This window comes from Paenibacillus xylanexedens, assembly GCF_007676705.1.
Taxonomy (GTDB): Bacteria; Bacillota; Bacilli; order Paenibacillales; family Paenibacillaceae; genus Paenibacillus; species Paenibacillus xylanexedens_C.
Genome location: NZ_VEBF01000004.1, coordinates 264,006 through 277,794, shown reverse-complemented (window position 1 = coordinate 277,794; position 13,789 = coordinate 264,006). Strand labels below are relative to the sequence as shown.

Here is a 13,789-nt window from a genome sequence, read left to right as displayed (position 1 = left end):
TCATGAAAATAACGAATGATCGTCAGCTCCCTTCCTTATACCTTGATTCGTTCGCTTAGCCGCAATGTCTCTCCGCCCTGCACTTCAACAACCTGCTGATCTGCTGTGAACCAAACCGGGATGGCAGACGGATTATGGATGATGGATCGATCGGCTGAACACTCCAGTCGTTGCACCGCTTTCCAATAGGCGATCACTTCGATGTTCGTGGCATACCAGATATCGTCCCTGCCGCCAATCTGCTCACCAAACTGTTCGATAATCTCCCAGTTGTCATTGTCATTGAACTCATAACTGTGACCCCAGACGTAGAGTAATAGTGGCGTACCTGTTTTGGAATGTTGGATAAAACGTTCGGCATGAGCCGCCAGATCATGGTTATGATGACAGGTCGGATGCCATTCAAGGGGCCGATCTGGCAATGTGTATCTGCCATGAGATTCAACAGTACGAGCATAATCGATGCCAAGCCACTCCAGCTTCGTACTTAACGCACGGTCGTACCCTCCATTGGGATAAGCCATACCTCGTACGGGATAACCGACAAGCTTCTCCAGCGCTTTTCGGTCCTCAATAATCTCTTCGGTCAGCAATTCATTCGGAACATAAGGCAGTGTAGGATGAGTAACGGTGTGAACAGCTACTTCATGTCCGGCGTACAGTTCCGCGACTTCCCCCGGCTCGATGCGGCCTGGATTGCCCAGGGTACCGGAATTCAGATTAAATGTTCCCCGCAGTCCATACCGATTACAGATATCCACCAGTCTGCGATCATGCACCACTCCATCGTCATAGCTGAGCGTTAACGCTTTCATCACACCACCTGGATAGCGGTCAAACTGAATACGATGTCCCATCTTGCTCCTCCTTCTGCTTCTTTTCCTGCTCCCTATTTCTGAATTTCCTTCACATTAAAATAGCGAAAAACACCCTGACCTCCACGATTCGCAAACCGTGTGTTTACAGCATAGATACCCATCTTCGCTCCAACCCAGAGGGCTGTTGTTGCGCTAAACGGTGTACCCATTGGCTGAAACTCCCCTCCGTCCTCACTCCAGCTAAACTGGCACAAAGCAGGTTCTGTCAGGGTAAGCCGAAGATGAATGGTCCAGCCGGTTGCCTGCGAACCCTGGCCCTCCCAGTCCAGTCCCGTTTCCTCCCATTCTTCTGCATGCAGATGGCTGTCTGCGCGTTTGGCTCCGCGAATCAGCGATAACCGAACGGTTCCGTCTTCTGTCTGTAACAGGCACAGGCTTGCATACGAATCACCAAACATGATGAGACCTGACTGATCCCCTTCCTGTTCAGGCAGGAACGTGAGCCGGGTTGTCGCTTCAAATTCAGAGGCAGGCAGCTTCTGCAAGAGAAGATGAGGTGTACCAAACAAAGACTGAACGCCCTCCGGGTATGGATGAGCAGGCAATACGATCCCTCTTTCTGTACCTGCCTCAGCCCATTCAGGACGGGAGTTCGCCTGCCATTGCCACTGCAGCCCCAGACGATCAGCCTGAAAATTATCGGATACCTCAGGTACAGTAATCGGATACTCTGCTCCTACATCTGGTTTGATGTGCACACCCACAGGTTCCCCTGTTCCCGTGCCCTCAGAGTCAATTCCAATGACAGGCCAGCCGTCTTCCGTCCACGTCATCGGCTGTAGATGAACAATGCGGCCATAGGCATCCCGATCCTGAAAATGAATAAACCAAGACTGACCCGATTCCAGCTCCACATATCCTCCCTGATGAGGCCCATTCACAGAGGAAGATCCCTGATGCATCACAATTCGATCCTCATATGGCCCAAATACCTGTTCGGAACGCAAAACCGTCTGCCACCCCGGCTTCACACCACCAGCCGGAGCAAAGATATAATAATACCCATCGCGCTTGTAGAACTTGGGCCCTTCAATGGTCGGATGATGTTCGGTCCCATCAAAGACGATCATGCCTTCGTCCAGAAGCTTCCTGCCATTCGTAGCCATCCGGCACACTTGGATTTTGCTCTTGATTCCACTGCGACTATGGGCAAAAGCATGCACAAGATAGGCTTGCCCATCCTCATCCCATAAAGGACAAGGGTCGATCCAGCCCTTCACTTCATGAACCAGATGCAGCGGCGACCACTCGCCTTCAGGGTGATCCGCCGTGGTCATGAAGATGCCCTCATCCGGTGTGCTGAAGAAAATCCAATACTTTCCGTCATGATACCGAATGCTGGGTGCCCATACGCCTTTGCCATGAAGAGGTACATCGTATCCTGGCAGATCAAGCCGTTCTATGGCGTATCGGACAAGTTTCCAATTCACCAGATCCTTCGAATGTAGAATAGGTAGGCCCGGTGTATGCGAGAAACTGGAGGCCGTCATATAGAAGTCATCCCCTACACGAATCACATCCGGGTCCGAATAATCCGCATGCAGAATCGGATTGCGGTATGTACCGTCACCCTGATCTGCGACCCAGACCGGGTCCAGTCTTTGTTGGTCAGATTGAGCTGTATTCATACTTCCACTCCTTCATCTGAATTCTTCAACAGGTACATGACCTGCATCCTGTAATCGATGATGTTCTGAATCAAAATAGGTGCCTTCCAACAGGCCAATTAACGTGTTGGTAACACGCACTTCAATGTCGTTGTCTCCCGGACGCAACCAGGAGGTATCCCCCTTCCAGCAATATGGAGACCAGCATCGTACACCAAGACTATGTCCGTTCACCCGCACTTCCACCACATCCTGCACACGCCAATCGCTAAATTCCAGTTCAAACGAGGCAACACCTTCCCCTGGCTCATCCAGCCAGAACGTGCGTTTATAACTCATTTCCCCGGCAAAATGGGGGTACAGCGGCTGAGGTTCAGGTCCGATGTGAATGGCCGTGTCCGACTCTCGCACGAGCGAAGCCATGCCTCCATGATGGAACTCCACACCGAATCTACCTTGTAGATACAAGGGATCCACGATGCCATCCTCATCTTTCGTTACATGCACAATCACCGTCATTTCGTTGAGACCGCTATGCAGCAGCTCCGTGATATCACAAGCGATATTATTGTGGTCGGTTATTTCAATTGGATCGAATTGTTCCTTCCCAAGCGGTTGACCATTAATCTCCATGGACCAACTGCCCGAGATCGCCGCTCTGTCCATGAACAACAGGCATGCAGGCAATGCCGTTCTCAGCTCAAATGTGGTCGTATATCGGCATTCGATGGGATAGGCTACGGATGCTTTCTTCGGTGTGCCAAATACCTGATTAAACTGGACTGGCAGATGCTGCAGCTCCGATAATTCTGCCGCCTGATCAATAAATGGTTTCACAACTACATGCTTGCTTTCCATAATTACACCGTTAGCATTGGAAGCCTGAAGATGGAATTGCCCCATACGCAAGATGTTAGGCTGTACCGTTTCCAGTCGCCACGGCCCTTCTGAAGGGACCATGATCTTATGGGCCAGATTAGCTCCTGCCGATACATCCGCTCTGAACGTCGAACCCGTTTTGTCTGCTACATCCACCTTCGTTGGTACTTCCTCTGCCCCCGCAGCTTGTAAAGTAAGACGAACAGCATGCGCTTCGTAAGGCGCCAGCGTTAGTGAAATGCACCATTCCCCGCCACTGCTCGTATACGGTAATACCTGAAGCTGCCCTGTCTCCAGATCGAGTCGTTCTGCCACGAGACAAGTGTTCTCTATGAGCTCCGTTCCATCCCACAGCTGTCTGGCGACCAGCTTTAATTGGCCCTTCAGATCCTGCCCCTCCTGATTGGTCAAAAAAACCATATGCTCCCCATCGGACAATTGACGGGTGTGCATCAGCAGGGATGCACTTTCTTCCTCCATGATCCAGCAGATGGGTTCCGGCAATACCTGATCGAGCAGGAGAGAGATTAGCTCCAGCGAAAAGTCATCTCCCTGCCCCGTTCCTGCGGGTAGAAAATAGGCATTCCCCTCACCCTGATGCCACATGGTTTCACGGTTATCATGATCTGTTATCCCACCACGGCCCCAGTACACCTCTTGCGGCTGCTCGCCCGCACCAAAGAACTGGGCAGCTTCATCTCCCTCCGGACTTCCCGGCTGGATCGCAATATACGGAGGCATCCCAACAGAAATGACGGTTCCTCCCTGCTGAACGAATCGCTTCACCTGTTCCCAGGCCGCGGCCTCCAGATTCAGCATCGGTGGCAGGATCAACACCTCATAACGGGCTATACCGATCTGAATGCTGCCATCCGTTAAGTCAGCGTCATCCAACAATTCGGGATCAAGGTGATCATAGTCCCGTCTGTTTTCGAGCAGATGTGTCGTGATCCTCATCCAGTCCTTCGTTAGACGATCCAGTTGTCCCCGTTCTGCTTCGTCTTCGCCGCTATACTCAAATCCATGCAGCGGATTACCCATCAGACTCCAGAATGTCGTCGTTGGGTCAAGCACGGCAATACGAATGTCTGCTGCTCCGGTGCTCATGAGATAGCTCAAACGTCCAGTGTAATCCCCCAACTGCCGGAAATGCTTCCAGTAAGGATTCTGCAAAAATTGAGATGGCGGTGCGTCATGCTTCGCAAGCCCACCAATCGTATAGAAAAAGGCGTGAAAGTTATAGAAATTGGTGCCCATGGCGGCCATACGATCAATCATCCATTTCGCATCCTGTAGCGTCATGGACCAGCCCACACTGTGAAAACATTCAATCAGATTGCGACTTCGTCCCAGCTGCCGGGCAAGCGAACTGACCATCTTGGGATTGTCACGCATCTTTTGGCCGTATCGTTCCAGAATCCACGATAAGGACCGTCCGATTTTCTCATGTGCCGAATCACCACCTGGCATATGGCTGAACAACTGGGTCGTCATCCGTACGCCAGGCACTTCAGCCGCATACTGGATTCCTGCTTCCTCACACCAATCATGCACCTGTTTGTGATAGGACTCCCGGAGAAGCAGGTGCAGCGACTGGTAATAGTCATACCGAATTCGATGCGCGTCGGGAACATCACCATATAGCAGGGCCGGCAGCGAATCGATCAGACTATAACCACAACGCTCATTGAAATAACGGGGAAGCTGTCGTGACCAGGGGATACGGCCCAGCGGTGCAATCTCATCCGAGAACATGCCTTTGATTACGCTTTCAAATCGATCTCCAACCGCTGACTTATAACGCTCATGAGTCAGTTCAATAAAACGACTCATCGCTTCCTTGTGGCAAGGATCAACGAAGTTACCGTAATATTTGAAATCATCGATCTCTTTTTCCTGAAATATAACCAACTCCCAATCACCCGCGGGAACATCCCACAATAGACGGAACGCTGTTCGGTAGGTGAAAAACCGCTTACGATTATACGAGGTGAGTCCGGTCTCCTGATAAACTTGATCGGTCTGGATATTGCCGATTTTACTGCGCAAGTCAATGGATTCCTGCCACAACCGTTTGCCCTGTGCATCCTTGGGAATCGCCTTGACAACCAACACTCGTCCCCACGGCAACTCCAGATCCACAGCTTCTCCGCCCTGAACCACCAGCTGGTGATGTATGAGCTGTCGCTGCTTCGCTTCAGGGAAATCAAGGGTCACTTCTCCGCCAGCCATCCCGCTTGGATATGGATATTCGTCATATAACCATACCTGCATGCCATGGTCGGCAGCTGCCTGCACTGCAACCCGCACCTTATCGAACCATGCTTCAGAGAGATAGGGAATCTGTAGTCCCTGACGCGGACAGATGAAGAATCCGCCTACACCTTGCGCGTCCATCTCAGCCACCTGCCGCTTAATCTGCTCTTCTTCCATGTCCCCGTTCCAGAACCAAAAGGGATGGACCCTGTACTGCGCCTCGGGATTTTCAAATGCATCCCCGTTCCACATGTTGCCTTCCTCCCTGCATGTTCAAGAGTGGTCGTTAAACTTTACCAATAACGTTCATTTGAGTTCAAATAGGTTTGTTTCGCTTTGATTATACATCAAAAACCATATTCAGGAAGTCATAATTTCCAGAAAGTTGGATGAAATTTTTGTTCACGGATCAAGCCATTACAGGATAAGAAAAAGCCCGGCTGTCCCCGTTACGCTGAAAGCACGGCTGCCGGGCTTTGGCTTATAAGACTACTTCAGTGCTGCGTACAGTTCATTGACTTCTTTCACATAATCGTCTCCGCCGTTGTTCTTCCACAGGGCAACAGCATCTTCGAATCCTTTCTCATCAATCTGACCTACGATATATTTGATCCGTGCATCGTTAATGATATTGTCCAGCTGCGGTCCTTTCTGAGCATAAACATCAGAGATCAGCGGTTCGCCAGGATTGGCGATAACAATCTCTTCGTTGGCTTTCTGCACCTGTGCAACCTTTTCACGGACAGGTGTCTGTTGTACACGAAGCGTTCTGTCTTCCGGCACAAACATCAAAATCTGATTTAAGCCCTGCAGGTCGCGGAGCGCAAGCTTGTCAGTGCTCGGTATGATGTAGTCTTCTTTTTTCTCGTATTGCTTACCTTCCAGTCCGTTGTACAACAATGCCTGCAATTCCGGTTCATTCAGCTGATCCAGAAAGCTCAGTACCTTCTTCAGGTCTTCTTCCGTTTTGACACTGCTTTTGGAAATCGCAATCAGGCCCGAGTATCCGGACGTTGGCATATCACGCAATCCCTTTGGACCTTCCATCGCTTGCAGCACGTCCACACGTCCTGTCGCATTTGGATCTTTATCCAGTATTTTCTGATCCATGCGCTGCGCATTATCTGCTACATCCACCATGACACCTGCTTGACCGTTTACAAATGGATCAGGCAGTTTGGTCGCATCCATCACGGCAAAGTCTTTATTGACCAGACCTTCACTATAGATTTGACGGAAAAATTTCAGGGCTTCCATGTATTCTGGTGTCTCATGCGCCGGGATCAGGCCTCCGCTGCCATCATCTCCCCATTTGTTCGGTGCACCGAACCATACCTGCATGTTATCCCATGGGCCCGTGAATTTGCTGGCAACCAGACCGTACGTATCATCCTTGCCGTTACCGTCCGGATCATCCTTCGTGAACGCTTTCAATACATTGTAAAATTCGTCAATCGTCTTCGGCTCTTCCAGCCCCAACTTCTCCAGCCAATCTTTGCGGATTGTGACCCCATTACGTCCCAGGGCGCGTGCCCGGTAGATCCCATAGGTTTTGCCATCGATTGACGCATTGTTGGTGATGATTTCATTCATCTGGCTCAGATTCGGATAGTCTTTCAGATATGGACCAAGCTCCCAGAATGCTCCGGTTCGTGCCGCATTAATGAAACTTGGGGACTTCCCTAACACCACCATAATCTGAGGCAGTTTTCCCGAGGCCAGTGTAATGTTGAATTTGTCTTCGTACGAGCTGCTCGGCACCCATTGCAGGTTCACATCTACCTTGGTCAATTCTTCAAGCTTCTGGATGACTGGGCTATTCTCCGGCGGATTCTCCGCTTCAAAGTTCGGCAGCATGATTGTAATCTGATCAGTGCCACCCGTAGCGGTTCCTGAACCTTCTTTGTCGGTGGAGCATGCGCCCAGAATTGTACTTAGTACCAGTGAAGCAGAGAGTAGCAGTGCACCTTTTTTGAATCCCGTTTTTTGTCCCATACGTTCTCCCCCTTGGCTTTAGCCTTTGATTGAACCTAACATGACACCTTTGGCAAAATGCTTCTGCAAAAACGGATACACCAGCAAAATCGGAATAGTACCCACAACGATCACCGCCATTTTGATCGACTGCTCTGGTGGCTGTACAAAATTGGGGTCCATGTTCGCCATATCTCCGACACTGGCCTGCGAGAGTAATACGATCTGTCTCAACATGACTTGCAGCGGCCATTTGTCACTGTCGGAAATGTACAGGAGTGCCGAGAAAAAGTTGTTCCAGTGTCCTACGGCGTAAAACAAGGCAAACGTGGCAATGACCGGCTTCGATAAAGGCAGAACGATTCGCCACAGCACCCCGAGATCCGAACAACCGTCGATACGGGCAGCTTCCTCCAGCCCGGGCGGCATTTGCTGAAAAAAGTTTTTGACAACAATTAAGTTAAAAGCGCTGATCGCGCCAGGAAGCATAAGGGCCCAGTAGGAATCGAGCAGTCCCAGTCCACGAATGACGAGATACGTTGGAATCATGCCACCGCCGAATAACATCGAGAAGATCACCATGTTCATCATGACGTTACGGCCCCAGAAGTCGCTTCTGGATAGTGGGTAAGCCATCGTTAGGGTGAAGAATAAATTGACCAGTGTACCTGCCACCGTGATGAAAATGGAAACACCAATGCTGCGAAAGATCGTGGACGAGGAGAAAATATACTCATATGCACTGAAGGAAAACACCTTCGGAATGAGGAAAAAACTGCGTTCGGTGATCTCGGCTTCCGTTGCGAAAGAATTCCCTATAATATACAGGAAAGGAAGGACGGTTAATATGCCCAGAATCCCCAGCATGACGTAATTGAAGATATCAAATACCTTGCCGGCAGGGCTGTTGTATAGACGGCTGTTCATGGGCGCTCCTCCTTAATAAATTCCGGGGTGACCGAATTTTTTCGCAAGTTTATTACTGCCAAGCACCAGGATAATCCCCACCACAGACTTGAATAGTCCAACAGCGGTACTGTAACTGAATGCACCTTGCGTAATCCCCACCGTGTACACATACGTATCAAACACATCTGCGACATCCCGGTTGAGGGAGTTGGTCATCAGATAAATCTGCTCAAATCCGGTATCGAGGAAGTTCCCCAATCGGAGAATAAGCAAAATGACTATGGTCGTACGAATCGCTGGAAGCGTAATATGCCACATCCGCCGTAATCGTCCTGCGCCATCTACAATCGAAGCTTCATACTGCTCCGTGTCCACACCTGCGAGGGCCGCCAGGAAGATAATTGTGCCCCATCCCATCTCTTTCCACATCATCTGCACAATAATGAGCGGACGGAACGAACCTGGACTGGAGAGTACATCAATGGGCTTGCCCGTAATCCAGGCGATCAGATCGTATAACACGCCGCCTTGCGGGGTCAGGAACACGTACGTGATACTTGCGATAATAACCATGGATACAAAATGGGGTACATAGACCAGCGTTTGAATCGTTCTTTTGAAGAAAGCGACCCGGATTTCATTTAACAATAAGGCGATAATGATCGGTGCTGGGAAAAAGAAGATGAGATCGTACAGGGCAAGGACCAGCGTATTACGTAACAGTCGGAAAAAGTCCGGATTGGAGAAGAAGTTCGTAAAATTCTCCAGCCCCACCCAATTACTCTCACGGATACCCAGGAAAGGCTGATAGTCCTGAAAAGCAATGACGATCCCCCACATGGGCAAGTATTTAAAGATCACAAAGTACAAAAAGCCGGGAAGCACAAGCACATATAACCATTTGTTTCGTTTAATCTGCCTTTTCCAATTGGACTCCTGTTTCAATGGTCTTGTTGCCATATTCGCTTGAGCAGTTGCAGTGGCATTGGTATTCCAGTCCGTCTTCCCGTTCATCATGTCTCCCCTCCCTCAACAATGTAAGCGTTATCAATCAACCTGATACTCAGACTATACAGCCGATCTTTTTCCGGCAACCTTCATTTTTTGCATAGCTCTGGCACTATGACCAGAAAGCCCGCTATAACGCCATTTTCACATGGTATTGAACATGTCATAGCAGGGATAATTGTACATTTTTGCAGGTTTATCTTTCTTTGTATCACGGTAAAAAAAGAAAAAACCGGTATCCGCTAATTCCGGATTCCGGTCAGAAAAGACAGCCGTACAAACGGTTATTGTCCGAACCATTGATCGCGATACTGACTCGGCGTAACTCCCTCCTGTTTCTTGAAAATCCGATTAAAATAACTGTGCTGATATCCCACAGCCGCCGCAACATCATTAATCTTCATCGTTGTCTCACGTAGCAATTGCTTCGCCGCATCCATTCTCACACGTGTCAAATAATCAATAAAATTAATGCCCGATACCTGTTTGAATGCCTTACTCAGTGCATAAGGTGTCATCTGCTCTGTATCAGCACAATTTTCCAGCGAAATATCATTCTGGTAATGTGTATCGATATACAACATCGTACGTTCCACCACCAGCTTCAGCGGTTCCTGGGACCGTTCCTCAATCTCTTGTACATACGGCATGAATACCTCATTAACCATCCATTGCCTCATCTGCGTGGCTTCACGAATACCGGATAATCGCTCATACATGTTGCAACCGCCAAACAGCTTATAAGGTGTTACTCCCGTTTGCAGCATCATGTGTTGAACACTCCCCAGCAATTGAAGCATCATCTGTTGCACCTGGAATTCGGTACTATCCGTCTGTGTAATCTCACTCATGAATTGCTCCAGCACACGTTCCGCTTCGGCTTGCTTGCCCAGCCTCATGGCCTGGATCAACTCACGTTCCAGCCCCAATGGATAGGAAGCCGCTTCATTTCTATGGAAACATTGCTCATCCTCCAGGTCCAGAATCTGACTTCCTTCCTCCACACTGCGATAAGCCACGGCCTGTTCCATCTCGACGAATCGTCCGGGCAGTTCCTGTAGTGAAGCCGCTGGGCGGCTGACCATCAAAGTCACCTTCATTTTGAGCGTTCGTCCAATGACCTCCACCAGCTCCTGTCCCCATGACAGGGCCTGTGACTTCACAGGTTCATCCCGGGGAGCGATCACAAGCATGGCCGAAGACAGGTCGTGGAAATTCATGACACTGATCTGCCTGAAATAATTTTTGGCGACTTCCTGAGTGATATTCACTGCTGCAAAAGTAACCAGTCCTGTGTCCCGGCTTCCAAACCTGCCTTCCAACTGCTCATATCCCGTAAAATACATCTGCACCAGCAAAAACTGCTGGCCCTCCAGTTCAAAGCCAAGATTACGCATCCGCTGCTGGAGATCCTGCTCGTTATAGGCATATAAGTGCCCCTGTACAAGTTGTAAGACAAAACTGTCACGCAGATGGGGAAGCTGCTCCTGCAATTGGCGATGTGCCGTAACACTGCGGGAGGTCAGTTCGTTCCACTGCTGCTCCAGCAGCTCAAACTCGTCCAGCTTTGCATCCGTTGGTGTTGTTTCGCTTCTGCCAGGCGTAAGCAGATGCAGCATCCGCGCTACAGGCGAATAGATTCGGCGTGAAGCAAACCAGGATAACAGCAATCCCAGGATTAGACTGCCCGCACTCGCAATGACGATGATTTTGGATACCAGCTTGACTGGCGAAGTGACTGATGTTAAAGGCGCCGCAGAGACGTAAGTCCAGTCCGAATCGATCCGACTCAATGAGCCGTACGAGACGGAATAGGTCTGATCCTCATATCGGAACAGAAATGAGCGGCTGTCTGCTTGCAGGGCCACTTCTTCTTTTAGCTGCTGTTCAAAAGCAGAATCCTCTCCCGCCGTTCCCGGATTACCGGTAACCAGTGTGTTTCCTTCCTGATCCATAAGAAACGTTAACCCTTCGTCGTATGGGGTAAGCGTTTTCAATAAACTGGCAACTTTCTCATTATCCAACGTAATAATCAGTGCACCAAATGGATTAATGCTCTCCCCCGGGATCTTATGCACAAGAACCAGTGCATTGCCTGCATCTGTATGCAGTGGACTATCGTTGATCGAAGGTTCGGTATCTCTGTTGATGCTGGAAACCCAGTCTGTCCAGTACACGTGGTTGCCCATGGAGAGGTAACGATCATATGCTTGTACTTTGGCTTCATCGTTCAACTCGGTATAATCCCGATTAAACAAGATTGGCTTCGGTTCCTGCAAATACAGCTGTGCTGACTTGATCAATGGGTGGGAACCTTGCAATACATATAAGGTAGTCACAATCTCCTGCGTTTCATTAAAATAATACACAAAATCCAGCGTTCGCAGTGCATTGCCAAACCTCGGCTCAAAAGCCCAATGGGATAAGTTCATCTCCAGATAAGCCAGCTGGTCATCCACATTACGTGCCCGGTTCTCAATCTGGTTCTGATGCATCTGATTGAATTCGGTCTCCATCCGGCCAACGACCTGTTGATACATGACCATGCCTGTGATTAGTCCGGGAATACTGGCAATGAGTAAAATAAGCATGAGGCTGTTTCGATAAAATCGACCTTTATGTCTTCCTGCCTTTAATCCGGATAACCGTTTGAACGTGCCAAATATTCGATTGCTCCTAGTCGGTTCCATCGGTACTCACCTGCCTGCTCGCATCGGGTCTGACTGTCATGGAAACTTCCTCAACTCCCCTGAGAATATATGGATGAAATCCTTTTCTTGTATTATACGCACAATCTTCAGGTCAATGAAACGATATGTAACCGATCATTTTTTTAACCAATGTTTTATTAACCTGACAAAATGGATTACAATGAGATAAAGCAAACATGAAGGAGGCCTTTTTAATGAAAGAACAGATTTATTTTGAACAAAATAGAGAAAAACACCTGGCAGAACTGAATGAATGGTTATCCATTCCGAGTATTTCCGCCATTTCCGAGCATAAAGAGGATGTTAATCGTGCAGCACAATGGGCAGCAGATGCACTCACACGTGCAGGTATGGAAAACGTAGAGATCATTCAAACGGCTGGACACCCGATCGTCTATGCAGATCACCTGCATGCACCCGGCAAACCGACAGCTCTGATCTATGGACACTATGATGTACAACCTGTTGATCCGCTTAACCTGTGGGAGACGCCTCCGTTCGAACCTACCGTTCGTGATGGCAAGCTGTTTGCCCGTGGTGCAACGGATGACAAAGGACAGATCTTCCTACATATCAAGGCAGTAGAAGCTATTCTCGCCGAAAACAAAGAACTGCCGGTTAACGTCAAGTTCTGCATTGAAGGCGAAGAGGAAATCTCCAGCCCGAACCTGCCCATCTATCTGAATGAACATACGGACAAGCTGCGTGCAGACATGGTACTGATCTCGGATACGTCCTTGCTTGAAAAAGGAAAACCGGCGATCTCCACTGGTCTGCGTGGCCTATGCTCGCTTCACGTCGATCTGAACACAGCCAATACCGACTTGCACTCCGGTTCATTCGGTGGCGGAGTACCCAACGCACTGCATGCACTCGTGTCCCTGCTCGCTTCGTTGCATGATGAGCAAGGCCGCGTAAGTGTAGACGGTTTCTACGACGGCGTTCTGCCATTGTCTCCTGAGATGAGAGAAGAATTTGTGAAACAGGGATTCAATGAAGAACAGCTTCGTCAAGACCTCGGGCTGGAGCAATTGTACGGCGAAGAAGGCTACTCGTTCGTGGAACGTGTTGGCGCTCGTCCAACTTTGGAACTGAACGGCGTATGGGGCGGTTTCCAGGGCGAAGGCAGCAAAACGGTTATTCCGAAGGAAGCTCATGCCAAAATTACATGCCGCCTCGTTGCGGATCAAGATCCACAACATGTGTTGGATCGTATCGAAGCACATCTGCGCGCTCACGTTCAACCGGGTGCAACGCTGCATGTGAAACAGATTGAAAAAGCTTTTGCTTTCAATACTGATCCTTCCAATCCAATTCTGCAAAAAGCGGCAGATGCATATGAGCATGTGTATGGCGTACGTGCCCTCTTTACCAAAGATGGCGGCTCCATTCCGATTGTTGAGAAGCTCTCACGTGTTCTCGAAATCCCTGCTGTCATGATGGGCTTTGGCTTGCCGGATGAGAATCTGCATGCACCGAACGAGCACTTCAACCTGGAGAACTTTGATAAAGGGTTGTTGACGATTGTTCAGTTTTTGAAAAGTTTGTAGTAGTTGAAAAATACTCT

8 protein-coding genes are annotated in these 13,789 nt (G+C 49.3%); 1 reads left to right on the top strand and 7 read right to left on the bottom strand.

Annotated features, from left to right (window positions below):
• Positions 1–35: 35 nt before the first annotated feature.
• The 7 genes from FS628_RS22570 to FS628_RS22540 all read right to left on the bottom strand — a co-directional run bounded on the left by FS628_RS22570 (position 36) and on the right by FS628_RS22540 (position 12,201).
• Positions 36–857, bottom strand: coding sequence for a polysaccharide deacetylase family protein (locus tag FS628_RS22570; RefSeq protein WP_145325225.1), 822 nt, complete (start codon positions 855–857; stop codon positions 36–38).
• A gap of 32 nt (positions 858–889) precedes the next feature.
• On the bottom strand, positions 890–2,506 hold the full coding sequence (locus tag FS628_RS22565) for a glycoside hydrolase family 43 protein (protein WP_145325224.1): 1,617 nt from the start codon (positions 2,504–2,506) through the stop codon (positions 890–892).
• A 12-nt stretch (positions 2,507–2,518) separates the two neighbouring features.
• Positions 2,519–5,872, bottom strand: coding sequence for a glycosyl hydrolase (locus FS628_RS22560; protein ID WP_145325223.1), 3,354 nt, complete (start codon positions 5,870–5,872; stop codon positions 2,519–2,521).
• A 237-nt stretch (positions 5,873–6,109) separates the two neighbouring features.
• Entirely contained in the window at positions 6,110–7,615 is a 1,506-nt protein-coding gene (locus tag FS628_RS22555) for an extracellular solute-binding protein (protein WP_145325222.1), read from the bottom strand.
• A gap of 18 nt (positions 7,616–7,633) precedes the next feature.
• Positions 7,634–8,521, bottom strand: coding sequence for a carbohydrate ABC transporter permease (locus FS628_RS22550; RefSeq protein ID WP_017692544.1), 888 nt, complete (start codon positions 8,519–8,521; stop codon positions 7,634–7,636).
• A gap of 12 nt (positions 8,522–8,533) precedes the next feature.
• Positions 8,534–9,463, bottom strand: coding sequence for an ABC transporter permease (locus FS628_RS22545; protein WP_167483788.1), 930 nt, complete (start codon positions 9,461–9,463; stop codon positions 8,534–8,536).
• A 332-nt stretch (positions 9,464–9,795) separates the two neighbouring features.
• Complete coding sequence (locus FS628_RS22540) at positions 9,796–12,201, bottom strand: AraC family transcriptional regulator (protein ID WP_145325220.1); 2,406 nt, start codon at positions 12,199–12,201, stop codon at positions 9,796–9,798.
• Between the two features lie 215 nt (positions 12,202–12,416).
• On the opposite strand from FS628_RS22540, the gene FS628_RS22535 reads away from it, so the two are divergent.
• Entirely contained in the window at positions 12,417–13,772 is a 1,356-nt protein-coding gene (locus FS628_RS22535; protein WP_145325219.1) for a dipeptidase, read from the top strand.
• Positions 13,773–13,789 lie beyond the last annotated feature (17 nt).